General features: G+C 42.9%; 33 protein-coding genes. 1 reads left to right on the top strand and 32 read right to left on the bottom strand.

Annotation, left to right across the window (positions count from 1 at the left end; genetic code table 11):
- Positions 1-13: 13 nt before the first annotated feature.
- From DXC01_RS01905 to yedF, 5 genes are all read right to left on the bottom strand, one after another.
- A complete protein-coding gene (locus tag DXC01_RS01905) occupies positions 14-850 on the bottom strand; it encodes an Mrp/NBP35 family ATP-binding protein (protein ID WP_118698089.1) in 837 nt (278 codons plus the stop codon).
- A 64-nt stretch (positions 851-914) separates the two neighbouring features.
- Positions 915-1,262, bottom strand: coding sequence for a metal-sensing transcriptional repressor (locus DXC01_RS01900; RefSeq protein ID WP_118698088.1), 348 nt, complete (start codon positions 1,260-1,262; stop codon positions 915-917).
- Positions 1,263-1,359: 97 nt separating this feature from the next.
- On the bottom strand, positions 1,360-1,587 hold the full coding sequence (locus DXC01_RS01895; protein ID WP_118698087.1) for a hypothetical protein: 228 nt from the start codon (positions 1,585-1,587) through the stop codon (positions 1,360-1,362).
- A 21-nt stretch (positions 1,588-1,608) separates the two neighbouring features.
- Positions 1,609-1,845, bottom strand: coding sequence for a DUF3343 domain-containing protein (locus tag DXC01_RS01890; protein ID WP_022214832.1), 237 nt, complete (start codon positions 1,843-1,845; stop codon positions 1,609-1,611).
- Positions 1,842-2,459 carry a sulfurtransferase-like selenium metabolism protein YedF gene (gene yedF / locus DXC01_RS01885; RefSeq protein WP_118698086.1) on the bottom strand — a complete coding sequence of 206 codons (618 nt, stop codon included), beginning with the start codon at positions 2,457-2,459 and terminating at the stop codon, positions 1,842-1,844. The genes DXC01_RS01890 and yedF overlap by 4 nt, the downstream gene beginning before the upstream one ends.
- 245 nt (positions 2,460-2,704) lie before the next feature.
- Here yedF and DXC01_RS01880 point away from each other — a divergent pair, with 245 nt between their 5' ends.
- Complete coding sequence (locus DXC01_RS01880) at positions 2,705-3,277, top strand: xanthine phosphoribosyltransferase (protein WP_022214834.1); 573 nt, start codon at positions 2,705-2,707, stop codon at positions 3,275-3,277.
- Between the two features lie 102 nt (positions 3,278-3,379).
- On the opposite strand, the gene DXC01_RS01875 is transcribed toward DXC01_RS01880, so the two are convergent.
- From DXC01_RS01875 to rplF, 27 genes are all read right to left on the bottom strand, one after another.
- Positions 3,380-4,849, bottom strand: coding sequence for a substrate-binding domain-containing protein (locus DXC01_RS01875; protein WP_118698085.1), 1,470 nt, complete (start codon positions 4,847-4,849; stop codon positions 3,380-3,382).
- A gap of 1 nt (position 4,850) precedes the next feature.
- On the bottom strand, positions 4,851-5,462 hold the full coding sequence (locus DXC01_RS01870; RefSeq protein ID WP_118698084.1) for a WYL domain-containing protein: 612 nt from the start codon (positions 5,460-5,462) through the stop codon (positions 4,851-4,853).
- Between the two features lie 135 nt (positions 5,463-5,597).
- Positions 5,598-6,317: a type 1 glutamine amidotransferase gene (locus tag DXC01_RS01865; RefSeq protein ID WP_022214837.1), complete on the bottom strand. Its 720-nt coding sequence runs from the start codon at positions 6,315-6,317 to the stop codon at positions 5,598-5,600.
- The gene (locus tag DXC01_RS01860; RefSeq protein WP_118698083.1) at positions 6,314-7,651 is read right to left on the bottom strand and encodes a Mur ligase family protein; all 1,338 of its coding nucleotides are present in this window, start codon (positions 7,649-7,651) and stop codon (positions 6,314-6,316) included. Before DXC01_RS01860 ends, DXC01_RS01865 begins: the two co-directional genes overlap by 4 nt.
- Positions 7,652-7,766: 115 nt before the next feature.
- Positions 7,767-8,507, bottom strand: a complete 741-nt coding sequence (locus DXC01_RS01855; protein WP_158583608.1) for a LytR/AlgR family response regulator transcription factor — start codon at positions 8,505-8,507, stop codon at positions 7,767-7,769.
- A 264-nt stretch (positions 8,508-8,771) separates the two neighbouring features.
- Positions 8,772-9,308: a bL17 family ribosomal protein gene (locus tag DXC01_RS01850; RefSeq protein WP_022214840.1), complete on the bottom strand. Its 537-nt coding sequence runs from the start codon at positions 9,306-9,308 to the stop codon at positions 8,772-8,774.
- Positions 9,309-9,402: 94 nt separating this feature from the next.
- Positions 9,403-10,362 carry a DNA-directed RNA polymerase subunit alpha gene (locus tag DXC01_RS01845; protein ID WP_022214841.1) on the bottom strand — a complete coding sequence of 320 codons (960 nt, stop codon included), beginning with the start codon at positions 10,360-10,362 and terminating at the stop codon, positions 9,403-9,405.
- A 97-nt stretch (positions 10,363-10,459) separates the two neighbouring features.
- Positions 10,460-11,053: a 30S ribosomal protein S4 gene (gene rpsD, locus DXC01_RS01840; RefSeq protein WP_118252530.1), complete on the bottom strand. Its 594-nt coding sequence runs from the start codon at positions 11,051-11,053 to the stop codon at positions 10,460-10,462.
- Positions 11,054-11,071: 18 nt separating this feature from the next.
- Entirely contained in the window at positions 11,072-11,467 is a 396-nt protein-coding gene (gene rpsK / locus DXC01_RS01835; RefSeq protein WP_022214196.1) for a 30S ribosomal protein S11, read from the bottom strand.
- A 50-nt stretch (positions 11,468-11,517) separates the two neighbouring features.
- Positions 11,518-11,886 carry a 30S ribosomal protein S13 gene (rpsM, locus tag DXC01_RS01830; RefSeq protein ID WP_022214197.1) on the bottom strand — a complete coding sequence of 123 codons (369 nt, stop codon included), beginning with the start codon at positions 11,884-11,886 and terminating at the stop codon, positions 11,518-11,520.
- Positions 11,887-12,170: 284 nt separating this feature from the next.
- Positions 12,171-12,284, bottom strand: a complete 114-nt coding sequence (rpmJ, locus tag DXC01_RS01825) for a 50S ribosomal protein L36 (RefSeq protein WP_003497809.1) — start codon at positions 12,282-12,284, stop codon at positions 12,171-12,173.
- A gap of 213 nt (positions 12,285-12,497) precedes the next feature.
- Positions 12,498-13,124 (bottom strand): response regulator transcription factor, encoded by a 627-nt coding sequence (locus DXC01_RS01820; RefSeq protein ID WP_118698081.1) that lies wholly within the window; start codon positions 13,122-13,124, stop codon positions 12,498-12,500.
- Positions 13,125-13,163: 39 nt separating this feature from the next.
- Entirely contained in the window at positions 13,164-14,456 is a 1,293-nt protein-coding gene (locus tag DXC01_RS01815) for a sensor histidine kinase (RefSeq protein ID WP_243111528.1), read from the bottom strand.
- Positions 14,429-16,078, bottom strand: coding sequence for a histidine kinase N-terminal 7TM domain-containing protein (locus tag DXC01_RS01810; protein WP_118698172.1), 1,650 nt, complete (start codon positions 16,076-16,078; stop codon positions 14,429-14,431). The genes DXC01_RS01815 and DXC01_RS01810 overlap by 28 nt, the downstream gene beginning before the upstream one ends.
- A gap of 169 nt (positions 16,079-16,247) precedes the next feature.
- Positions 16,248-17,090, bottom strand: coding sequence for a TPM domain-containing protein (locus DXC01_RS01805; RefSeq protein WP_118698080.1), 843 nt, complete (start codon positions 17,088-17,090; stop codon positions 16,248-16,250).
- 18 nt (positions 17,091-17,108) lie between these two features.
- Complete coding sequence (locus DXC01_RS01800) at positions 17,109-18,206, bottom strand: hypothetical protein (RefSeq protein WP_118698171.1); 1,098 nt, start codon at positions 18,204-18,206, stop codon at positions 17,109-17,111.
- 89 nt (positions 18,207-18,295) lie between these two features.
- Positions 18,296-19,045 carry a DUF4428 domain-containing protein gene (locus DXC01_RS01795; RefSeq protein WP_118698079.1) on the bottom strand — a complete coding sequence of 250 codons (750 nt, stop codon included), beginning with the start codon at positions 19,043-19,045 and terminating at the stop codon, positions 18,296-18,298.
- A gap of 94 nt (positions 19,046-19,139) precedes the next feature.
- Positions 19,140-19,967: a hypothetical protein gene (locus DXC01_RS01790; RefSeq protein WP_118698078.1), complete on the bottom strand. Its 828-nt coding sequence runs from the start codon at positions 19,965-19,967 to the stop codon at positions 19,140-19,142.
- 247 nt (positions 19,968-20,214) lie between these two features.
- Complete coding sequence (infA, locus tag DXC01_RS01785; RefSeq protein ID WP_005428560.1) at positions 20,215-20,433, bottom strand: translation initiation factor IF-1; 219 nt, start codon at positions 20,431-20,433, stop codon at positions 20,215-20,217.
- A gap of 22 nt (positions 20,434-20,455) precedes the next feature.
- A complete protein-coding gene (gene map / locus DXC01_RS01780; RefSeq protein WP_022214198.1) occupies positions 20,456-21,211 on the bottom strand; it encodes a type I methionyl aminopeptidase in 756 nt (251 codons plus the stop codon).
- Between the two features lie 4 nt (positions 21,212-21,215).
- Positions 21,216-21,860 carry an adenylate kinase gene (locus DXC01_RS01775; RefSeq protein WP_022214199.1) on the bottom strand — a complete coding sequence of 215 codons (645 nt, stop codon included), beginning with the start codon at positions 21,858-21,860 and terminating at the stop codon, positions 21,216-21,218.
- A gap of 155 nt (positions 21,861-22,015) precedes the next feature.
- The gene (gene secY / locus DXC01_RS01770; protein WP_022214200.1) at positions 22,016-23,332 is read right to left on the bottom strand and encodes a preprotein translocase subunit SecY; all 1,317 of its coding nucleotides are present in this window, start codon (positions 23,330-23,332) and stop codon (positions 22,016-22,018) included.
- On the bottom strand, positions 23,332-23,772 hold the full coding sequence (gene rplO, locus DXC01_RS01765; RefSeq protein ID WP_118698077.1) for a 50S ribosomal protein L15: 441 nt from the start codon (positions 23,770-23,772) through the stop codon (positions 23,332-23,334). The genes secY and rplO overlap by 1 nt, the downstream gene beginning before the upstream one ends.
- A 44-nt stretch (positions 23,773-23,816) precedes the next feature.
- Positions 23,817-23,999, bottom strand: coding sequence for a 50S ribosomal protein L30 (gene rpmD, locus DXC01_RS01760; protein WP_118252532.1), 183 nt, complete (start codon positions 23,997-23,999; stop codon positions 23,817-23,819).
- A 13-nt stretch (positions 24,000-24,012) separates the two neighbouring features.
- The gene (gene rpsE, locus DXC01_RS01755) at positions 24,013-24,522 is read right to left on the bottom strand and encodes a 30S ribosomal protein S5 (protein WP_118252533.1); all 510 of its coding nucleotides are present in this window, start codon (positions 24,520-24,522) and stop codon (positions 24,013-24,015) included.
- 18 nt (positions 24,523-24,540) lie between these two features.
- Positions 24,541-24,909, bottom strand: coding sequence for a 50S ribosomal protein L18 (gene rplR / locus DXC01_RS01750; protein ID WP_015542258.1), 369 nt, complete (start codon positions 24,907-24,909; stop codon positions 24,541-24,543).
- A gap of 17 nt (positions 24,910-24,926) precedes the next feature.
- Positions 24,927-25,466 carry a 50S ribosomal protein L6 gene (gene rplF, locus DXC01_RS01745; protein WP_015542257.1) on the bottom strand — a complete coding sequence of 180 codons (540 nt, stop codon included), beginning with the start codon at positions 25,464-25,466 and terminating at the stop codon, positions 24,927-24,929.
- Between the last annotated feature and the right edge of the window lie 90 nt (positions 25,467-25,556).

The raw sequence follows: 25,556 nt of genomic DNA, 5'->3' as shown, positions 1-25,556 counted from the left end.
GAGCTCCCTGAATTTACTGTGGCATAACCTCTACTGCTTTTGTGATATATTCGTTGTTGATCTGATCGAAAGCACCGCTGTCTGCCTTGGATGCATATGCCATGTCGATCGGCATCTTGCCTAATACCGGTACATTCAGCTCTGCTGCGATCTCGTCAATATGGCTCTCACCAAAGATCTTGATCGGAGTTCCGCAGTCCGGACATTTGACATAGCTGTAGTTCTCTACGATTCCAAGTACCGGGATCTTCATCATCTCTGCCATGTTGTAAGCTTTCTTGACGATCATCTTGACAAGATCCTGTGGAGAACTTACGATCACGATTCCGTCGATCGGAAGAGACTGGAATACAGTAAGCGGTACATCACCGGTTCCTGGCGGCATATCTACGAAGAGATAGTCGATCTGATCCCATACTACATCTGTCCAGAACTGTTTTACCATATTTGCAAGGACCGGACCTCTCCAGATAACCGGAGTGTCCTCTGTCGGAAGAAGAAGGTTGATGGACATAACCTTGATCCCATTTGCTGTCTCCATCGGATAGATTCCGTTATCGTCTGCCTGTGCTGCTCCTGTCAGTCCGTACATCTTCGGGATAGATGGTCCCGTGATGTCCGCATCCAGGATACCTACCTTGTAGTCCTTGGCTGCCATTGCGTTTGCGAGGGATCCTGTCACGAAGGATTTACCTACGCCGCCCTTGCCGCTGACAACACCGATGACGTGTTTTACATCTGAAAAGATGTTCTGTTCCGCCATAAAATTCTGCGGATTGCTCTGTCCTTTGCTTGCGCATCCTTCGCAGCTTGATTTGCCGCATGATCCGCTGTTACTGCATTCTGCCATTTCTTGTTTCTCCTTTATTTTCCGGTCCTTACAGTCCTGTCTCCCGGGCCGCATGACCTGTATTTTATTTCATAAACCGGTCGATCGCACGTTCCAGCTCCTTGATGGCATCCTTGTCTCCGTGCTCTACCGCATCCACGATACAGTGCTCAATATGATCCTGAAGGATGATCTTACCTGTATTGTTGATGGCTGATTTGACCGCCGAAAGCTGGATCAGCACCTCAGAACAGTCTCTGCCGTCCTCCACCATACGCTTGATCGATTCCAGATGTCCGATCGCCCTGGAAAGCCGGTTCAGAACCGCCTTGGTCTGGGCATGGCTGTGATGATGACCGTGTTCTCCATGAGAATGTTCTATTGTAGTTCCATCTTCCAGTACATGTACATGGGTTTCCTTTACTTCACTCATGTCAGTGCTCCTCTCAGGTATCAAATTATCAGTACTGTCTTACGGGCTGCTTCTATAGTAATACCCGCAGCCTTGAAATTATATTATACCACACTGCCTAAATCTCTGTAAAGGAACATCTCTGTTTTATCTGCGATGTTACGATATCAAAGACGATCGTTCCATCTGCAAGGATAGTCTTGTCATAGGAGACATCTTTGCCCTGGAATTTCTTTTTGACATATTCTTCCGGGTCTGTGATCTCCACTTCCTCCACAAAGACATCCCGCATCTGGTTTCTCGGGCATTTATTAAAGATCTCCCAGATCACTTCGTATTCTTTCATGGTCTCTGTCCTCCCTGAAAGTCATATATCCAGACTCCACTTCCCCTCGATCTCATCTGCAAACTCTGCCTCGATCACACCAAGCTCATCCTTCTGTTCAAGCGGCACTGCCCAGGAAAGCCCGCAGCTTGCAGAGATCTCCCTCGGGACCGGGATCAGTCTTCCGGCGATCCCGTTCTCCTTGCAGTATCTCTCCACCGCCATGGCACCGCTGGTGCTGTAAAAAGTCAGCAGATATCTTGGAATCTTCTGGATCATGGTTTTACGACTTTGGCTGCTTTTGCAAGAATCTCTACGATGTCATACATGTTTGTGACTTCTCCGACCTGAAGTTTATCTGTCAGGCTATAGTAATTCAGGCAGGTACCGCAGGTTTTGATCTCCACGCCCTGTGCTTCCAGGCTCTTGAGATCTTCGAGAGAATCAGAACCTTCTGTGGTCAGTGTTGCACCGCCATTATAAAAAAGCATGGTCTTTGGAAGTTTCTCAAGCTGTGTCACTGCAAAAAGAAAGCCTTTCATCAGGACTTTGCCGAGTTCATCGTTTCCTCGTCCCATGGTTGCTGTGTCGACTGCGATCACGAAATCTCCCCTGACATCTGGGATGCACTCTACGGTTTCCTCCTGAGTTTCTGACGGCTTCTGGTCTTTCACACGGATGATGACCTGGAATTCCTGGTCGGATTTTTTCTCGGAAAGTACTTCTGCACCTGCATGTTTTCCCATTCTGGTAAGGTTCTGTACTGCTGTTTCATTATCTACGAGCACAGTGATCTCTGCATCTCCCTGGATGCCGTCCAGGACTTTCTTTGTCTTTACGACCGGGATCGGGCACTGTTCTCCTCTTGCATCTACTGTATATTTCTGTTCCATGATCTTAACCTCCTGTATCTGCATGATTTGTCTCAATTTTCACACTGGTTTCATTGTACCAGACCTTACCTTTTTTTGCAAACCATGCAGGAAAGTAAGATCTGCCCGAAACGTTTTTTCGTCGCACACAAGATTTTTTGTATCTTTATAAAAAATTTGTCGAAAAGAATTGAACTTCTGCGAAGAATAGAGTATCATAAATATAATTTTACAAAAACGAGAATTTTAGTCAAAGGAGATATAACATGCAGCTTTTAAAAGACCGTATACTGAAAGATGGAATCGTGAAACCAGGAAATATTTTGAAAGTAGACAGTTTTTTGAATCACCAGATGGACATTACTCTGATCAATGAGATCGGCAAAGAATTCAAGAGACGTTTTGCTGACTGCCCGATCACCAAGATCCTTACGATCGAAGCATCTGGAATCGGAATTGCCTGTATCGCAGCACAGTATTTTGATGTGCCTGTAGTTTTTGCCAAGAAGGCACAGAGCCTGAATCTGGATGGTGAGATGTACTGTTCCAAGGTAGAATCTTTCACCCACAAGAAAGTTTATGACGTGATCTTATCCAAGAAATTTCTCGGACCGGAAGACCATGTTCTCCTGATCGATGATTTCCTTGCCAACGGATGTGCACTGCTCGGCCTGATCGAGATCGTCAAAGAATCCGGAGCTACCCTTGAAGGTGCCGGAATCGTGATCGAGAAAGGTTTCCAGAACGGCGGACAGAAGATCCGTGACATGGGTGTTCGTCTGGAATCTCTTGCGATCGTTGACTCTATGACTGATGATTCTCTGACATTCCGCGAGTAATTTTTTACCGTCCACAGTAAAATTTATCGCAAAGCGCACAAAACAACAGCCGGAACAAAGTCTTAATGCTCTGTTCCGGCTGTATTTTTGTATCTTTACTTATTATTTCTTTGCCTTTTCGGTCGGTGTTGGTGTCTCCGTAGCGGTTGGCTTCGGCGTAGAAGTCGGCTTCTTTGTCGGCTCCGCCTTTTCCGTTGGAGTTGGTGTTTCTGTCTCAGCTGGTGTCGGGGAAACTTCCTCCGGTGTTTCCGTTGGAGTCACCGTCGGCTCTGCTGCCTCAGTCGGTGTGACCGGCTTCGGTGTCTCTGTCGGGTCCGGCTCTACTTCCTTCTCTGAATAATATCCATTGTCGATCAGGATCTCATAGTTATCCCTGTCGATCACCTGCGACTCACAGAGATAAGTTCCTATGATCTTGACGCCATTGTCATACTGCTCGTAATCATTGACTTCCGGATCATCCTCTCCGTGGAGATATACATTTACCATCTCCTCGCACTGATCCGCAAGTTCTCTGGAATCCATAAATACACTGAATGCCTGTGTGCCAGATGCTATACGCTTCACTGCATCCTCCTTGCAGCCATTTCCCGTGATCATCGGCCAGATATCTGTTCCCGGAACTACACCAGCCTCCTGAAGTGCTTCCTGCACGGCTCCTGCTGCATCGTCAAATCCTGTACAGATGATATCCGGTGCCGCTCCATCTGGATAAAACTGCTCCAGGATCTCTGCTGCACGTGATTTTGCAGTGCTTTTGCTCCATCTCAGGATTCCTGTGTCATCAAAAGAAAGTTTGCCTGATTTGCATACAAGAGTTCCGTCATCCAGATATTCCTGCAGCGTCTCCATCAGACCGTTATACAGAAACAGCGCCTGCGTATCATCTAGAGATCCCATAAAAAATTCGATCGTCCTGGATTCTTTTGCCTCACGGACCTTGTCCAGTTCTTCGCTCTCAATGATCTTCTTGCCGATCATCTGACCGATCTGGCGGCCGCCAAATGTGACATAATATTTGACTGCATTCGTATCCATGATCAGATCATCGTAGGAAAATACCGGAATTTCCGCTTCCTTCACGCTCTCAAGGACACTCTTGAGCCCATAAGGATCCACCGGTGCAATGACGAACGCAGAAACCTCTTCTGCTGTCAGTTCCTGGATCTGGGAAACCTGTCTGGAAACATCGTTCTCGGCATACTCGATCACCGGTTCATATCCATCGTCCTCAAGTGTGCTTTTGAACTCATCTGCATCTCTGGTCCATTTCTCCTCGTTTGGAAGAAGAACGGCGATCTTCTCTCTGGAAGCTTCCGTTGTCTCCTCCGTCTTGTCCTCACTGTCAGAATCTGAGGTTTCTGTTTCCTTTGATGATTTCTGTTTATCTGTTTCTTTATCTGATTTTGTTTCCGGAGTCGGAGTCTCTGTCAGTTCATCCTCTCCTGCTCCCTCTTTTTCTGTCTGTACACTTTCATTGGCAGCTTCTGTCGCCTCATTCTTGCCGCATCCGCCAAGTACAATCGTTATCAGAAAAATGCCTAATAAAAGATATGCTGTCTTTTTTTTCATGTTAAATTCCTTTATATTCCTTTGCGAGAAGTTTCAGATAGTCTCTATAGGCTGCCGCTGTCTTCTTTGGCTTGACGATCGTAACGTCCCTTCCCATTGCAGTCAGCCATCCAAAAAACTGCGGACCGGATATCTGTGGTACTGTAACGGATATGTATCCGGCTTCTTTTGTCTTGTAATTTCCATGAGTGCCAAAATATTCCTGAACTTCTTTTTCTCTTGTCTCCCTGCACAGAAGTTTCATAGGTTTCTCTGTATCCTGGATCTCGCTCTCGTCCAGAACAAAATGCTTTACCAGTACTTCTTTAACAACCGGCTGTACTTTCTCTTTGTTCTGTCTGACTGCAGGTTTCAGCACTGTTTCCTTCTTTTCTTCTGCATTCCGACCTGCAAGATAATAGCCGCCCGGTCTTCCTCGTTTATATTTTATGTCCAGTCCAAACTCTCTCAGCGCGTCTAAATCATCATAAATACTTTTACGCTCCGCATTGACTCCACATTCTGTCAGTTTCTCAAGGATCTCCTGCATAGTTACTGCACGGTTCTCCCCGGTCTCCTCAAGCAGATGTTCCAAAACCAGTATTTTTGCTTTCTGATTACGTGATTTCGCCATTTTTGTCCCCTTGTTTGCCCTTTTATGATTATGATTGTCTTTTGCAAAAAGAAGGTGTCAAAAGCATTTGGCTCTCAGCACCTTCGTGACCTTTTATATTTGAATTATATCCTCACCATATTTTGAATGCAAGTACTATTTGAGGAATCTGTGACAGATATAATCGTTGGCTTCTTTTTCCTGGCTGTCGTCAAGCGGGGTAAGCTCTGTCTGCTCTCCGTATTTCTTCTGCAGTGCGTGCAGGATCAGCCAGTCCGCAAGCTGCGGGTTCTTCGGAAGCAGCGGTCCATGGAGGTAGGTTCCGATCACATTCTTGTACACAACACCTTCATAACCGGATTTACCGTCATTTCCAGAACCATAGAGAACTTTGCCAAGCGGTTTGTTATCGTTGATACATGTCCTTCCACCGTGGTTCTCAAAACCGACGACCGGCATCTCAAACAGGTCGCTCTGAAGGACGATGTTGCTGATGAGACGGCCCTCCTCCTGCTCTGTATACATATCTACAAGTTCCAGCCCCTTGATCGTTCCCTGGTCCGTCTTGTAGTAATTTCCAAGGAGCTGATAACCGCCACAGATAGCGATAACGACTCCATTATCCTCTACATATGCCTTGAAATCCTTCTGGATCTCCTTGAGTTTCTCACAGACAAGCATCTGCTCCCTGTCGGAACCGCCTCCCAGAAGCACGATATCAAGTTTGGAAAAATCAATCTTGTCATCGATCTCGTAGGCGATGGTTTCTGCCTCGATTCCTCTCCACTGGCATCTCTTCATCAGGCACTGGATATTGCCTCTGTCCCCGTAAAGATTCAGGAGATCCGGATATAAATGTCCTATCGTAAGTTTCATTTCTGCTCTCCCTCCAGCTTCTTGAGTATATTTCTGGTACTGAACAGTGCTGTATAGTTTACAAGCACATACAGATTTCCGGTTCCGTCAGCCACGCGGCTGCGGATCGCCTTCTCGACATCAGCTTCCAGCATGGTCGGAATATCTACGTATTTCATTCGAAGACGCATATCCTGGCATCGGATACCGCTGACTGTGATGGAGCGGATGCTCTCCTCCTGGAAGCGGTCAAAATCCACATCCCATAGCCAGGAAATATCGATTCCATCCTGTGCATTGTCGTTGATCGCGATGAGCACATCCTTCGGCATGCTGTCCTGCATCACGGCAGAAATATTCTGGTTAAAACCTGCCGGGTTCTTTGCAAGGTTCAGTGTCACACTGGTTCCCTGGATACGGAACTGTTCCATACGACCGTTCTCCGGATTGAATTTCTTAAGCATATCCTGGAAATGTTCCGCCTTAAATCCGGCCGTGCGGATTCCCGCATAGGCAGCCAGAATATTGTATACGTTATAAAATCCCTTGTAATTTGCAGTGATCTTATGATCTTCCACACGGAAAGAAAGCTGGTCTCCTACCTGTACATCAGAAGCATCATATTCTGGAACCGGTCTCTGGAAACCGCATTTCGGGCATTTGTAATCACCAAGCTGGCTATAATGATAAAAACTGTACTGTAATCTCTCGCCGCAGCGTTTGCAGAAACGACCCTCCCGGATCTCATTTGTTTTGCTCTTCATGACAGCTTTGCTGATTCCGTAGTACGTACAGGCATTTCCGCTGTCCATTGCAAGATAAGTAGACAATGCATCATCTCCGTTTACCACAAGTTTCATCTTTGGCACTTTGCGGATCATTTCTTCGAGAATATTCATGGTGATATCGATCTCACCATAGCGGTCAAGCTGATCGCGGAAAAGGTTCGTCATAACCATATAATCCGGCTTGATCTGCGGAAAAATATATCTCGTGGATGCCTCATCTACTTCAATGCAGGCATAATCTGCCTTGATATGTCCGTTCAGTCCTGCCCCAAGTACAAATGCCGCCACAACACCATTCAGCATATTGGAGCCGGTATGGTTACAGATGACTTTCTGTCCCTCTGCCTCCAATGCTGCACAGAGCATGTTGTTGGTCGTAGTCTTACCATTGGTACCGCATACTACAAAAATGTCTTTTTTGACTTCCCCTGCCAGTTCTTTCAGTACGGGCGGATATATCTTAAGTGCGATCTTGCCTGCCCATGTCACACCCTGGCGTCCCATCTTCTTGCAGGCAAAGCCAGTTGCCTTGGCAGCCCAGACTGCCAGTATTCTTCTAATATTCATGTGTTCTGTTCCTTTTATTTTAACTTTATAGTTCCTACTGATTTTACGACAATTTTCCTGATTTAGCAACTGTCTTCGAAAAGTTAGCAAAAAAAGGCAGACACCTGTATCTGATTTATTTGGTAAAAAGTTCTTTTTCGTTCAGATAATTACGATATTGTTTTTGCGCTTCCTTCATATATGTTCTGGAAACAGGCACTACAATGTCTCTCATAATAAAGCCATCAGCCTTCATTCCCATTGTCTTGTTCATATTGACAAAAAAGCTCTGGTGACAGCGAAGAAAAGAACTGCCTTTCAGCTGATCCTCAAAATCACAGAGTTTTCCTCTGCAATGGATAATTCCTCCATCTTCCATATGAAAATTTACTGTGTGAAGACTGCTTGAAATATACTGGATCTCACTGTGTCTGATCGTATAAAACCGGGAACGATAGCGAAAACAGACACTTCTCTCTTCCATAGATCTATCATTGTATCTCTGCACATTGCTATCCAGAAAATAAAAAATTTTTTCAATTTTTTCATACGTCAGTGGTTTAAGAAGATACTGAAGTGCAAACACATCAAATGCCTGTCTGTAATATTTCTCACTCTTTGTCATAAATATGATTCCAACTTTTTTGTTGACTTTCCGTATTTCCTGTGCAACCCATATTCCATTTTCCTCTTCAAACTCAATCTCCATGAAAATAAGCTGAAACTGATTTGGATTCTCGGTCATACGATTGAGCAGCTGGTGACTTTTTGTAAGTTTTGTGATTTCAGCATCTGGAAGTAACTTTCGTACATATTCTTCAAGAACTCCTGCATCCCTGGAATTCTCATCACAAATAGCAATTGTAATTGGTTTCATTAAATTCTCTCTTTCTAAAATATTTCTCTTTTGCATACGCCAATTATATCATATTTCTGAATTCACTTTTACCCCCCCCCTAATTTTTTTGACGTTTTTGCTGTTAAATATGACGTTCTTGCAAAATATGACGTTTTCTCATAGCAGATTTAAAATTCCTGTACATTTCCTGTCACGTTTTCATAGAAAAAGGATATCTATTCCTTTTAATAAAAAAAAGAGAAGATATCCTGCTATGAATATCTTCTCCTGATTTCTGTCAAATTATACTAACTCGATCAGAACTTCCATTGCTGCGTCACCTTTACGCGGTCCGATCTTAACGATTCTTGTGTAACCACCGTTACGATCTGCATATTTCGGTGCGATCTCTTCGAACATCTTCTTGGTCATGTCGATGTCTTTTGTGTTTTTCTTCTTTCCAGCAGCTTTGGTCGGAACTTCTTTTACCGGGTAGAATACTTTAGCCATCTGACGACGAGCGTGCAGTCTGGATGGAGCATCTTTGGTAATTTCTTTCTGTACTTCGTCATATACGGTTACTTTCTTTCCGTCTACAACTTCTTTTACTCTCTTACCGTCAGCATCTTTACGAGCAACTTTTGCAGTTACAGTAACTGTCTCGAAGTTGTCTTTCTCGCGAACTGCCATAGCGATAAGGCTTTCAGCGATCTTGCGGATCTCTTTAGCTTTAGCTTCAGTGGTAACGATTTTTCCGTTGTACAGAAGGTTTGTTACCTGGTTTCTTAACAGAGCTTTTCTCTGATCAGAAGTTCTGCTTAATTTTCTATATTTTGCCATGTTATTTTCCTCCATCTGCGGGACATCCATACATGCTAGTTCGGTCTTACTGCATGAATGCTTAGGCATCCCCGCTCAAATTATTAAGAAGTGCTTATTCTTCAGTTGGCTGAAGCTGTAAGCCCAGTTCTTTCAGTTTAGCAAGTACTTCTTCTAATGACTTACGACCAAGGTTACGAACCTTCATCATATCATCAGAAGTTCTGTTGCAAAGTTCTTCAACTGTGTTGATTCCGGCTCTCTTCAAGCAGTTATAAGAACGAACGGAAAGTTCGAGCTCATCAATGCTCATCTCCAGAACCTTTTCTTTCTCATTGTCTTCTTTCTCGATCATGACTTCTGCAGTCTTTGCATTCTCAGAAAGATCAATGAACAGGCTCAGATGTTCGCTCAGTACCTTCGCAGCGAGGCTGACAGCCTCATCCGGATCCAGTGTTCCATTGGTATATACATCCAATGTAAGTTTATCGAAATCAGTAACCTGACCAACACGGGTGTTCTCTACAACCATGTTTACACGGTCAACCGGTGTGTAGATTGCATCAACTGCAATTACGCCGATCGGCATGTCGTCAGTTTTGGCTTTATCAGCACCGATGTAACCACGGCCACGGGTAATTGTAAGCTCCATAGCCAGTCTGCAGTCCTTGCCTCCGTTAAGAGTAGCAATGATCTGATCTGGATTCATGATTTCGATATCCTGATCTGCCTGGATGTCAGCTGCTGTTACAACACCAGATCCCTCACACTCGATATATGCGGTCTTTGGCTCATTGTCTGTGCTGGTATTTTTGATAGCAAGGCTTTTCAGATTCATGATGATCTCTGAAACGTCTTCTTTTACGCCCGGAATAGAGCTGAATTCATGAAGAACTCCATCGATCTTAACCTGGCTTACTGCTGCTCCCGGGAGGGAGGACAGCATAATTCTTCTGAGAGAATTACCAAGTGTAGTACCATATCCTCTTTCCAGAGGCTCTACTACGAATCTGCCAAACTTTTTATCTTCGGAAATTTCCGTAATTTCGATTTTTGGTTTATTAAAATCAAACACTATATGGTTCCCTCCTTCTGGGTATTCAACATTTGAGGGTATTAACGAATGCTGTAACTGTGAAGAAAACTCCTCACAGTTACTCGTGTTCTAATTATTATTTAGAATACAGCTCGACGATAAGCATTTCGTTTACCGGAACATCAATTGCTTCTCTTCTTGGAAGTTCTTTTACAGTTCCGCTTAAAGCTTCCTGATTAACATCGATCCATTCCGGAACAAGTCTTCCACCTGTTACTTCCAGAATTCCTTTGTATCTCTCAGAACCTTTGCATTTTTCTTTGATTTCAACTGTGTCACCAGCTTTTACAAGGTAAGACGGAATGTTTACACATTTTCCGTTTACAAGTACGTGTTTGTGGTCAACGATCTGACGAGCTTCACGTCTTGTTCTTGCAAATCCCATACGGAATACTACGTTGTCAAGTCTGCTCTCAAGAAGGACCATAAGGTTTTCACCAGTCTGTCCCGGCATTCTGTCAGCTTTGTTGTAGTAGTTGTGGAAAGGTTTTTCCAGAACTCCGTAGATGAATTTTGCTTTCTGTTTTTCTCTTAACTGTAAACCGTACTCAGACATTTTTCTGTTTGCACGTTTTAACTGTCTTGTGGATTTTTTATCAATTCCTAAATAAATCGGATCCAGACCAAGGGATCTGCATCTTTTCAGAACAGGAACTCTATTTACTGCCATTTCAAGCTACCTCCTAAATTAGACTCTTCTACGTTTTGGTGGACGGCATCCGTTGTGCGGAACCGGTGTTACGTCACGGATACTTGTTACTTCAAGGCCGCAAGCCTGAAGTGCACGAATTGCAGCTTCACGTCCTGATCCTGGTCCTTTAACCATAACATCAACAGTTTTTAATCCATGAATCAGAGCAGCTTTTGTTGCAGTCTCTGCTGCCATCTGTGCTGCATAAGGGGTAGATTTTCTTGAACCTCTAAATCCCAGACCGCCGGCACTTGCCCATGAAAGAGCGTTTCCTTCGTTGTCAGTCAGAGTAACAATTGTATTGTTAAAGGATGACTGGATATGTGCCTGTCCGTGTTCAACGTTTTTCTTAACACGACGTTTAGTAGTCGCTTTTCTGGTTGTCTTTGCCATTTTAAAACTAACCTACACTTTCCTATATATAATCAATTATTTGTTACGAATTATTTCTTCTTATTAGCAACAGTTCTCTTAGGACCCTTGCGAGTTCTAGCGTTTGTTTTGGTCTTCTGGCCACGAACCGGAAGTCCTTTACGATGACGGATACCACGGTAGCATCCGATTTCCTGCAGTCTCTTGATATTCATAGCGATTTCACGACGAAGATCACCTTCAACTGTCATTGTTTCATCAATAACAGCACTGATTTTCTTTACATCATCGTCTGTCAGATCTCTGACACGGATGTCAGGATTTACTCCTGCCTGTGCAAGAATCTTGTCTGCACTTGTTCTGCCGATACCATAGATATAGGTAAGGCCGATTTCGATACGTTTGTCTCTTGGTAAATCTACACCAGCTATACGAGCCATGTACTGTTTCCTCCATTTTCTTTTTGAAAGTCGTCTGAACCGTACCACTTGCAGTCTCGCAAGGTGAAATAGGGTACATCTTCAAAAACTCTCGATTTTTCTAGTTTCCTAATTGGGGTGCCTCGGTAAAACACCCAGCCGCCTTTGGCGAAAAGCGACCTTTCCGAAATTTTGTTGCCTCTCGGTATTAGGCAATACATGCTTCTTTAATAAAATATTAAAACAGTCCGAACAACCCTTCCGGGTGTATCAAACTGCAGCCGCACGTTTCACAAATCAGTCAATCAACCCTGACGCTGTTTGTGTTTTGGATTTTCACAGATTACTCTGATAGATCCTTTTCTTTTGATGATCTTGCATTTCTCGCAGATCGGCTTTACAGATGATCTTACTTTCACTGGAAATCCTCCTTTTCCGTAATATAGGCTTGAATCTGCAGTTCATACACGCCTCAGCGCGTACAACCAGTATAATAACATTCCTTTACGGAAAATACAACCCCCTAATTTAATTTTTTTTATTTTTTCATAAACCCGTTCCTTATGGTATCATCTCCTGATGAAAATACTTCCTGCAGCAATATCATTTACAGATAAAAGCTATTCGACATCCTATTTCAGTGTGGTAACGATCAGTTTGCTTTCCAGCGCAGCAGCGATCAGATCCTCTTTGCAGCTGTATCCTGCCTTGGCGATCATCTCCTGAAAATTCCATCGTACTCCTGAGGTGGAACAGTTCATTTTTTTTGCAATCTCCGAGTAGGACATTCCACATATGTAAAGCCGCAGCATTTCCAATTGCCTGGGACTGATTTCCCCGCTAGTGATCCAGTTCAATTCCACATTTGGAGTTACATCCGGAAAGACATGCTCTCCATTAAGAGTTCTGATGATCACATCACAAATCTCATCCTCACCATGGTCCTTATACCAGAGGCTGTCTGCACATCCTGTTTTTGCCCGCTCCAGCACTTTTGGATCGATCAGCGAGGTTACAACAAGTATCTTCGTACCCGGATGTTCCTCCTTTATGGTCTTTCCCGCAGTCAGTCCATCATGATTATGAAAGGTCTGCACATCCATCAATACCAGATCGATTGCTGAATAATTACAGATTTTTACTGCTTCCCGGGCATCACTGACCGTATCTACCAGCTTAAATTCAGGATTTTGTAAAATAATATATTCAAAATATTTCTGCATGATCTTCTGATCTTCCACAATGAGTACCCTTATCATAGCATCATTCCCTTCTCATACTGAAGTAATCTGATATTCTTATTCCTTTAACGGAAAATTCAGAAACAGATAAAAAGCAGGTTCAAAAAATGTCTTCATAGTCCCCTGCTCTGCTTCTACTGCTTTCCTTAATGCTGATAATCCACCACCTTCTTTTGCATTTTTTGATGGCGGCTCACCATTGTTGGTAATCTGGATCTGATATCCGTCCCTGCTGTTCTTTATTTCCACATAAACTGCAGTTCCATGTGCATGACGGGCACAGTTTGTCACGCATTCACGGAGAGCGCGATCTGTAAGCCGTCTGTAAATCAGATCATCCGGATAATTCCCCTGGATCTGGATCGATATTCCAAGTTCTCTTGCATGCTTTTCCGTATCCTCATACTGGTCTTCTTTATTATCAGCAGTTGAACTTGTAAGAATATAAACCTGCTGCTTTAAATTTTCCAGTTGCTCCCTCATATTGTCAGGTTCTTCTTTCTTTTCAAGGATTCTTCGTATGGAAAGAAGACTTCTTCCGAAATTATCGTGTACCTTCATTTTCATCGCCAGAGTTTCCTGTTCACGTATTTCATCGCCTATTTTTTCATACATTTCTTCCAGTTTGCGATTCAGCTGCTCTAATTTTTCGTTATTGCTTTTGATCTTTTCATTGTTGTAATATACTTCAGATACATTGATCGCAACAGTCTGCACATAACCTTTCAGATCCGGCTCTTTAAGCTGGTATTCCTGAAACATCCAGACGGAACCATCCGGTAAATAAAATACATTGCTGTCGGAATTTAACTTGATAATATTTTTCTGAACAGGTGCTGAATTTATGGCATCGCGGAAAATCTCAAAATTCTGAAGATAATTTCCGGTCAGTATCCTGCATAATTCCTGCATCTTGGCGTTACTCAGGATGATACGTCCAAGAGCATCTGAAAAGCAGACACCACAGGGGACATTATTTACAGCTTCATAAACAGACCAGGGCGACAAAGTATTGCTGTATTCCTTTCGCTCCCTGCGAATCGCCAGAATCAGATAGGCTGTCAGCAGAATCACTGCTATCACCAATACATGTATTGGAAATGAATACAATATCGGATCGTATGGAAGATCATCCTGCCGATGCTGGTGATCACTCAACAGTCCCACCATAAAAAGAAATGAGACAACCAGCCATGCAGAAGATATCGCAATTTTCCATTTCCCTGCTGAACGCATAATTCTGGAAAACAGCAGAATAAATTCAAGGATCAGACATATTTCCATAAGGATCATCAGAAGATTTTGCAATTTCATGGTGTCTTTTATGAAACCGGACATCGAATAAACCATTCCTGTTCCTCCTCCTGCTGTATCAAAAGATCAGGTCTCTCTGTCAGAAAAATACGAATATCAGTCAGACATACAACATGCACAGAAATCTGCAATTTTTCTTCAATCTGAGTCACTCGGAAGAAGACCGCGCTCACCACATCAAACAATTGTTCGATCAGCCATTCAAAGAAATCATAACATCTCAGAACATCATCTGCGTGAAGCAGTTTTTCTTTATCCTGCACAAAGTAAGCTGCCCTGATCTTACATAATTTCAGATTTTCACAGGATTCAGCCAGACTTTGCTTCAGATCGGCCATAGTCAGAGAATCCCCCTGTGAGCTGTATCTGGTGAGTACAAGATTTTTTCTTCGTTTCAGATAAGTTCCCACGACTACTATCTTACTCAGAAGCATATCACATTCTTCTCTTGAATCTGTCTGTTCAAACTTCTTCATATATAGAGAAAGTAATTCATACTGTCTGTAAGTTTGATCCTGTATCATATTCATAAGATGATTCTGTTCTTCTAATTTTCTGCGTGCGGCTTCTTTCTGATAAGTCATCTGCAAAAGCTGATTTCGTGCCGTCAATTCCTCCTGCTGTTCCTGAATATCCTGATACTGGTCAAGCAGAACAGAAATATCTTCCGTCCAGAATAAATGTCCACCCCTGACAGGAATATGCTTGATCAAAATCCCGTTTTCCTGCAGTAAAGATTCTGCGATCACACATTCACGCAGTTCTTTGGAGAGCTTCGGGAAATTTCCTGTATAATAATAACGCCGAAAAGCTTCATCCGTTATCTCTGCGTCAAGACTGCCTGTTGACTGAAACAATTCAAAATAACGACTATTTGTAGGAATCAGTCCACACAGGATACAACTTTGAAAAATAGCCGCTATACAAAGGCAGCAGACTGCTGTCAGATCTCCTGCAATGATACTGATAAAGGGCAGACGCAGAATATTTCCAATGTTCCATCCCAAAAGCACGATACCAGGTATTACAGGAAGCCAGAAACGTTTTTTTTCAAAAGTTTTGCTTTTGCGAACAAGTATCACATCCATTGCACTGAGACAAAATATGATCCATACCTGAATGACCACAAAGAGGAAACCGTATCCATAATTTTTATCCGAATAAGGTGGTTTCAGATAGAAACGAAAAACCAGCTGATGCAGATCATTGGTAAATACACCTATAATCAGTACTGCCGCAAAAAGCAGCAGCAAAACATGTCTTTTTTTTATTTTAGTATTTTCCTTTTCTTCCAGAAGCAAAGCTGCATTCAAACCTAAAGTCGGAATCAGGATCATCGGAAGATAATACAGATACCAGCAGATATGCATACTGAGGGGATCCTGAAAAACATGATATTTTATTGTACGCAAAAAAAGCCAGAATACCATCAGACAGCCAATGGCCGTCAGACACTGGCGCATTTTTTTGTATACAATATGTTTATTCAGATAAGTGACCCATGCACAGTACAGTCCCAGATAAATGCTGGTGCGGCTCTGGTCAAGCAGAGCATGCAGTAAATCATTATCTGTATCGATCAGTCTGCATATATATGCCGCCAAAAAGCACAGAAAAACAGTCGTATATGATAAAAATCTTTTCTTTTGATATGGCATTATGATTCCTTTCCAGACAAACCCCGTCCCCAAAGCATGCAGGTTACCGATCAAATATAAACGGTAACCTGTTATAAACATTATGTCTCGGGATACTGCCTGCTCAATGCTCAATAATAATTATTATACTATAATGTCTGAATAGTGAGCAATGACAAAGTTTCTCTGATCAGAACTTACCACTGGTTCCACCATGGGATCGTCCGGAAGAACTGGTGTGAGATGAGCTTCCACCGGAACCGGAGGAAGAAGATGAACTGTCTTTTTCATTTTTGATTGTTCTTTGAGTAACAATCCTGTTGACAAAACTGTCCGTTGATCTTTGCAGTGACAATGAACCACTGCGTTCATAGGATTTCGCTGACTCCTGTTTCTTTACGGATTTCAGATTGCCGGATTTTGCTTTGACTCTTCCAAACGAGATAAGAAAAGCGACAACCAAATCTGTATAGAGCCAAAATGGAGACACTTTTGCCTTTGGCATATTGCCAACATCATAAGGTTCACCGGTTGCTGCCTGCCGCAGAAAATCATCACACTGATCTGCAAAACAATTAAATGCCTTTGCATACTCTCCGCTGCTGAGTTTACTCTGGAATTCACCTCTGATATATTCAAGCCCCGCATCTGTAAAAGCTGTCGTATGGCTGTAACCATAGGTCGAAATAGCCCATTCTCTCTCGCCCATACTGATCAGAAGAAGAAGGCCATCGTCATTTTCTCCATATCCATATCCATTGTAATCATAATAGTCATCCGCATACGCTTCGGCTGTTTTTCCTTCCAGAGAATTGACAGTGACAATTCCCACCTCATTTTCATATCTCCGGCTGATATCTTCAAGTTTGTTTAACAGCGCACTGCTCTCTTCTTCTGTCAGCAGGCCGGCTTCATCTACAAGAAGTGGTTTCTGGCGTTCTTCCGGGATCTCAGAAGCCATTACCGGAAATACCAAGATAAATATCCAGAGAACAGAAAGCAGGCTGTACCACATTTTCTTTTTTATTTTCATTTTATCTGTTCCCTCCTGCTACATTAAAAACAAACATTTCAGACCATACAGCACTCCCCAGATAAGGAGGGTACGTATACCCACAGATTTCCAGAATTTTGATCTGTCGATTGGAAGATCACCGACCATTTTTCCGGTCTGACCATTCATCGCAAAGATAAATTTTTCTCCTTTCCAGGTTGTATTCAGAATCCATACAGGATACATGGCATACCAGTAACTCGCGTTATGTATCTGCACATTGCTGTCTTTTACAGAGGTGCGACCATTATATCCCCGAACAGTTTTTCGAAAAGCCTGTTCTGTACAGACACGGATTCTCTCACGTGCTCTGTCTATACGTTCATCTACATTGACATCATAACGGTCAGCAAGGTAACCTGCCAGATAAGCCTGCTGAAAAGGCACCGCTTCCTGAAAATTATACGGTTCAATTGATTCCATCAGTGTATCATCCATTTTTCTTGAACCATCTGCGGGAACATGATCGAAACTTATCGTTCCTTCACGATAGACCTGATAGATTTCACGAGTTGTGTACTCCGTATCACCTGACCTGGAAACATGGACTTTTTCTGCCTCATATGTTATCCGGGCATCTGCATCTATATCAAACAGCCAAAATGGAATATACACACCTTTGATCTCGTCTACATGATTTTCTTTTTTGAATACCTTTGGAAGATATTTTTTCCCCTGCAGATGCTTATAGTAGTTTTCTTTGGCCGCTTTTTTATCCAGTTTAAACGGAATAATGTAATCCGGTTTCAGATCTCCTGAAAACTGGCCTTTCATTGTTATTTTGTTATTGCAGAACGGACAGGTTGTAGCCCCTGTTGTTTCATCGGCGACGATCTCACTTCCACAGGACTGGCAGCTATAAACACGCATGCCATTTATTTCATCATTCTGCCATTGTCCGGTACTCATAGAGTACCAGTTTTCTTCAGAATCTGTCTTTTTGGCCGTCTGTGTATCTTCGACTTTCTGTGTGCGCTGAAATTCTTCGACCGTCATCTCCGTATCACAATACGGACATTTCATATGCTGAGATTTTGAATCAAATACCATCGCACCACCACAGGATGGACACTTATATTCTATGATATCAGACATATACTGCATTCCCCCTTTTCCTGCTGCCGGCTGCTGTTCCCTGTATTTTTGCGGACAGCAACCGGCTTTACACAGACTTTTTTATGATCTTATGGTTTCGGTGTTCCACAGTATTCACAGAAAAGTCCTGTATTGGTAGCTCCGCAACTGCATACCCATTCATCTGCTGTCATCTGCCGTGACATATTTGGAGCAGCCGTTCCCTGCTGTGGGTAGCCCTGGTTCATCATTCCTCCCTGCGCAGATGTCGGAACGCCAGTAAGCGCTGACACAATCTGATTTCCAAGCTGCTCATACTTCATCATTTTAGCACGTTCCTGATCTTTTACAGAGAAAGTATTGAGCTGAAAATCCATATCGTCAAACCATGGTGTATTAACACTCAGTTTTATCTTATAATCATAGGAATATGTGTATCTCGGCGGTACATAGGATCTGGTCTCACCATCCTGATCAGTATATTCCTCTTCTTCACGGTCCTCATCAATCTCCATACGACAGGAGGTTATTGCTGACAGTGGTACGATATCCGGATTATTCTGCTCACTCATATTAAATGCCACAGCAAACATGCCTTTGTTATCGTCGATAAATACATGGTATCTGTCTGCGGAAAATTCACGAGTGACACTAAAATTACGTACAGCATTTTTATTTTCTTCTCTGTATGCCAGCTGTCTTTTGATGTCTTCTACTGTACTGTGGCGTCTTTCTTCAAACCACGGGGAGAGTTTGCCGGCACAATTCTTGCACAGATTGCCATTATCCAGCTTACGGTTTCCTAAAAGCCCTATCTTGTCACCACAGATATCACAGTTCTTTTTGTCAAATAATCCCATTCCTGAAACCTCCTTCGAGCAGAGAATCTGTTACTGTTCTCTTCGTTTATACTCTTTTTCCTGCGAACAGTTACGAGAATCTTCTAAAATCTGATTATTTTACCTCCAATTTGTCAAAGAATACTTTGACAGTCCAGTCCATTGATTCCTCACTGTCTTCTGCATCTGCAGCCTCATCCAGACTGTCGGCTGTTGTAAAACATAATTTGCCGTCATCCAGAAGATATAATCTCATTGTTTCTGTACTGAACAAGGAATAGTCTTCTTCTTCATCTTCCGTTTTTTCTTCTGTTGATTTCAAGACAAGTGCATTCTGGTCCAGTTCCCCTTCAAGTTCAGCTGTTGTTTCCGTTCCGTCTTCAATTGTTACAAGAGTCGCTTTGCCGCCTGAAATACTGAGGTTCATCTGCATGTCAAAAAGCGTTCCCGTAGGTACCTGCATTCCAAAAGCAGACATTAGAGTACTGTTCCAGTCACCATCAAAATCTTCAATCTTGGTATCTTCGACTGCCTTTCCAGGTTCATAAGGTACATACTCTTCTTTTTCCTGTCCCAGTGTCATGGTCATCCCGTCCAGGTCAATAGATAAATTCCCATCTGAATATACACCTTCCAGAACCTCATCATCTGAAGTTATGACAATGTTATCTCCGTCAATCTTCCATTCAAAATCGTTCACATCCGGTTCAGATTCTTCAGAACTGGTTGTCACTTTTCCTTTGCCGCCCTCGTTAATTTCAAGCGTCATCTCCATCATGATCGCACCCGGATGGAATACACTCAGGCCGTCCATTGTAAGACTGTTCGCATACCATGTACCAATCACATCTTTGTCATCCAGTGCATAAACATTTACACAGACAAGACCTGCCATCATAATTCCCAGTACACCGGCTGTCCAAACTTTCATTTTTTTACTCATATACAACACTCCTTTCTTATTCACTATTTTGATAGGATCACCTGAGAAACTCTCCCGCAGTTTTTCTGCAAATACTTTCTGTAATTATTATTATACGCAATATTCTTATTTTTTCACTAACACTTCTGATAGTAACTGTGTTTAATCTGTATTTTTTATATTTTTCGTCGTATTTTCGGGCAACAAAAAAAGAACCCTGAACAAATCCAAGGTCCTTTTTGGTTCTATACATCCCTCACGGTCTGTCTTATTTATCTCGCCAGATAATCCGGCCTTTTGAAAGATCATATGGAGAAAGTTCAATAGTAACTTTATCTCCAGGAAGAATACGGATGAAGTTCATACGCAGCTTTCCGCTGATATGAGCCAATACCACATGCTTATTTTCCAGTTCTACTTTGAACATTGCATTAGGCAGCTTCTCCAGTACAGTACCTTCCACTTCAATTACATCTGCTTTTGACATTAAAAACCTCCTGTGTCATCTGTCATTTTGTAAGAGTCAGAATTTCCGGTTCTCCATCCGTGATCAGAATCGTATTTTCGTAATGTGCAGAAAGAGATCCGTCCATAGTTACAACTGTCCACTCATCATCCTCCCATGCAACATCTGCACGGCCAAGGTTGATCATCGGTTCAATCGCAAGTGTCATACCCGGCATCAGTTTGATGCCTCTGCGCTTCTGCGGGAAATTCGGGATCTGCGGATCCTCATGAAGATGAGTTCCGATTCCGTGTCCTACGAGGTCACGAACGATACCGTAATTGAATTTCGCTGCATAAGCACCGATTGCTTTGGAAATATCATTCAGATGATTTCCTGCTTTTGCAAATTTAATTCCTTCAAAGAAGCTCTGCTTTGTTACTTCCATAAGCTGTCTTGCTTCCGGTGAAACTTCACCTACCGCATAAGTACGTGCGGCATCTGAATGATAACCTTTGTAGATCAGTCCGGCATCGATCTTGACAAGATCGCCTTCCTGGATGATCTTATGTCTGGACGGAATCCCGTGTACTACTTCATCATTGAGGCTGATGCAGAATGATGCGGGAAAGCCCTCATAATTTAAAAAGTTTGGAGTGCAGCCCATAGAGCGGATCATATCCTCACCGATACGGTCCAGTTCTTTTGTGCTGATTCCCGGCCTGATATGAGAAGCCAGTTCATCATGAACCTTTTCCAGTAAATGACCGGCATGTCTCATAAGCTCGATTTCATGTTCTGACTTAATAGAAACTGACATTTTCTTATTCTCCCAAGATCTCGACGATTGCCTGGAACACTTCGTCCAGGGAACGAGTTCCGTCTACTGTCTTTAATACGCCCTGCTCTGTATAGTAGTCGATCAATGGCTGTGTCTGTTCGTGGTAAACCTTCAGACGCTTGGAAACTGTTTCCGGTTTGTCATCGTCACGCAGTACCAGTGTCTCACCACAGGTATCGCATACATTCTCTGTCTTCGGTGCTGCATACACGATATGATAAGTAGCTCCGCATTTCAGGCAGGCTCTTCTGCCTGACATACGATTAACGATGTTTTCATCCGGAACATCAACATCGATTGCATAATCAATGCCGCTTCCGAGTTTCTTAAGAGCTTCTGTCAGGCACTCTGCCTGAGGAATCGTTCTCGGGAAACCATCCAGTACATAACCATTTTTGGCATCATCCTGCTGGATTCTGTCTACTACGAGGTCGCAGGTTAATTCATCTGGTACCAAAAGCCCCTGATCCATATATGTTTTTGCTTTTTTGCCTAATTCAGTACCATTCTTGATGTTTGCACGGAAAATATCTCCTGTGGAAATGTGCGGAATCCCGTATTTCGCTGCAATTTTCTTTGCCTGAGTTCCTTTTCCGGCACCTGGTGCACCCAACATAATAATTCGCATAACAAATACCCTCCTTTTCTTTATGAAGCATATAGGGTCAGTCACCCTTTCGGTGCTGCCCGGACAGGAAAAACAAATGCCACTGTTACCGTAACAAATAAATTTCGCCTGTACCAAATCAAGGCTGTGACGCTTACGCACCACAACCTTCATTTTTAGTTGTTCAGGAAGCCTTTGTAATTGCGGACAAGTAACTGGGACTCAATCTGTTTCACAGTCTCAAGTACAACACCAACCACGATGATGATAGATGTTCCACCGAAGGAAACGTTTGCCCCGAAGACTCCGTTGAAGAAGAACGGAATAACTGCCACAATGATCAGACCTACCGCACCTATAAATATAATATAATTTAGCATTTTAGTCAAATAATCTGATGTAGGTTTTCCTGGACGGATGCCCGGGATAAATCCCCCCTGCTTTTTGATATTATCTGCAACTTCCAGTGGATTGAATGTAATGGAAGTGTAGAAATATGCAAAGAATACGCAGAGTACCACGTATACCAGCAGACCCCAGGTATATTTGATCTGGGATGGATTACACCAGTTACTTGAGGAAAGTCCTCTCAGAATCTCACTTCCAATGCCAGTTCCGTTTGTTTTACCGGCAAACTGCGCGATAACGCCCGGGAAGGACATAATGGAAGAAGCAAAGATGATCGGGATAACGCCGGCAGTGTTGACTTTCAGCGGAATATTGGTGGACTGACCACCCATCATTTTTCTTCCTACCATCTTTCTGGAATACTGAACAGGAATTCTTCTCTCTGCTCCATTAAGAATAAGGACAAATACTACTACAACAAGGATAATTGCGAAGATGATAACACCTGCAAGTGTTCCTTTTGCAATTGTTTTCCCCTTAATAAAATTCTCATAAAGAGTTGTCATATCACTCGGGATACGGGAAATGATGTTTACCGCAAGTACGATAGAAATACCATTTCCAACACCTTTTTCAGTGATACGTTCGCCGATCCACATTAACATTGCAGATCCTGCTGTCAGACTGGCGATCACGACGATTGCCTTAAGAATGTTCATATCCTGTACGATATTTCCGCGGGCAAATCCGATTGTCATTGCAATAGACTCAAACAGTGCGAGTCCAATTGTGACATAACGGGTAATCGCTGTCATCTTTTTTCTTCCCTCTTCACCATCTCTGTGCATTTCCTCCAGAGCAGGAATTGCAATTGTAAGAAGCTGAATGATAATGGAAGAAGTAATGTACGGTGTAATGTTCAATGCGAATACGGACATGCTCTCAAAAGAGCCACCGGTGAATGCATCAAAGAAATTGAATGCATCACCGGTATTACTCCGAAACCACTGTTTGAATACATCACTGTCCACACCCGGAATCGGGAGCTGTGAACCGATACGGATGACTAAGATCATCCATAAGACGTAGAGAAGTTTTCTCCGCATCTCTTTTACTCTAAAAACACTTTTAAGAGTTTCAAACATTAAATCACCTCTACTGTACCACCTGCAGCTTCGATTTTTGCTTTTGCGGTCTCGCTGACTGCATTAACTTTAACTGTAAGTTTTTTAGTCAGTTCACCGTTTCCAAGAATCTTAACTCCGTCTCCTGCTTTGGAGATTGCGCTGGTAGCAAGTAAAGATTCAACTGTAACTTCTGCTCCGTCCTCAAAACGATTCAGAACGTCAACATTGATTGCGATGATCTCTTTAGAATTTCTGTTCTTGAAGCCCCTCTTAGGAAGACGTCTGTATAAAGGCATCTGTCCACCTTCAAATCCCGGTTTCTTGTGTCCGGAACGAGCTAACTGTCCTTTATGTCCTTTTCCGGCTGTTTTACCGTTTCCAGAACCATGTCCACGGCCTCTTCTGAAGTTATCGCTGTGTTTAGAACCATCTGCTGGTCTTAAGTTTGATAATTCCATCTTTGGCACCTCCTTTTATTTTTTGAAAATACTCTCTGGATATCTTATGCTTCTTCTACCTTTACAAGATGCTGAACCTGCTGGATCATTCCTCTGGTTGCTGCATTGTCAGGCATTTCAACTGTTTTGTGCATTTTTGTAAGTCCCATAGCAACTACAGTCTTTTTGTGTTTCGGAACTGCACCGATTGGAGACTTAACAAGTGTAACCTTTAATGTGTTTGCCATTATTTTGTCCTCCTTATGCCAGAATCTCTTCTACAGATTTTCCGCGAAGTTTTGCAACTTCTTCCGGAGTTTTCAGTTTGCTTAATCCATCGATTGTAGCCAGAACTACGTTCTGTTTATTTCTGGATCCCATACATTTTGTACGGATGTTTTTGATTCCTGCAAGCTCGATGACTGCACGGGCTGGACCACCAGCGATAACTCCAGTACCTTCCGGAGCACGTTTCAGAAGCATCTCAGCACTTCCGAATTTACCTACATAGTCATGAGTGATGGAATTGTTCTCATCTCTTGCAACTGTAACCAGTTTTTTCATGGCATCTTCTTTTCCTTTGCGGATAGCTTCCGGAATTTCAGCTGCCTTTCCTAAACCTGCACCAACATGTCCGTTGCCGTCACCTACTACAACTAAAGCTGTGAAACGGAAGTTACGGCCACCTTTAACAACCTTGGTAACACGTTTGATTGACACTACTTTATCTTCTAATTCTAACTGACTAGCATCAATAAGATTATGTTTCATGTGTCTTGTTCCTCCCTTTTAGAATTTCAGCCCAGCTTCTCTTGCTGCGTCTGCCAGTGCCTTTACTTTACCGTGATAGATATAGCCTCCTCTGTCGAAGACAACGCTCTCGATACCTGCTTCAACTGCTTTCTTTCCGATTACAGTTCCAAGGTATGCTGCAGCTTTTACATCATCAGTATTTTCCAGTTCAGCTTTTACATCTTTCTGAAGAGTAGAAGCAGATACTAAAGTTTTTCCTACAGTGTCATCAATGATCTGTGCATACATATGCTTGTTGGAACGGAATACTGCCAGTCTAGGAGTAGTAGCTGTTCCATTGAGATGATGACGGATTCTTCTATGTTTTTTCTCGCGAATTTCCGCTCTGGATGCTTTATTAATCATATTCTCACTCTCCTTATTTATTTCTTACCAGTCTTACCGACTTTACGTCTGATAACTTCATCAGCATACTTGATACCTTTGCCCTTATATGGCTCCGGTCTTCTCTTATCTCTGATCTCTGCTGCGTACTGGCCAACTTTTTCTTTGCTGATACCGGAAACGATGATCTTGTTTCCATCAACTTTGGATTCCAGACCTTCTGGATCTTCCATCTCTACCGGGTGAGAATATCCCAGAGAAAGAACAAGTTTCTTGCCCTGTTTCTGTGCTCTATAACCTACACCGTTGACTTCAAGCTCTTTTGTGTAGCCTTCGCTTACACCAACAACCATGTTGTGGATAAGGCTTCTTGTCAGACCGTGTAATGCTTTCATTTTCTTAAGATCGTTCGGTCTTGTAACTACTACATGACCATCTTCTACTTTGATTTCCATTTCGGTTGGAAGTGCTCTTTCGAGTGTTCCTTTAGGACCTTTAACGGTTACTACGTTACCTGCAGCTACGCTTACTTCAACGCCTGCCGGAATAGCTACCGGAAGTCTTCCGATTCGTGACATAATATTGTCCTCCTTACTTAAATTGTCGGAGAGAAAAGTTTTCATTTCTCTCTGTTTTCAGTTTGTATCTATCCTTAAATTCGCCCGTGC

This window comes from Blautia sp. OM07-19, from assembly GCF_003481595.1.
Taxonomy (GTDB): Bacteria; Bacillota; Clostridia; order Lachnospirales; family Lachnospiraceae; genus Blautia_A; species Blautia_A intestinihominis.
The sequence above is the reverse complement of the archived record's forward strand: the minus strand, read 5'-3'. Positions and strand labels throughout refer to the sequence as shown.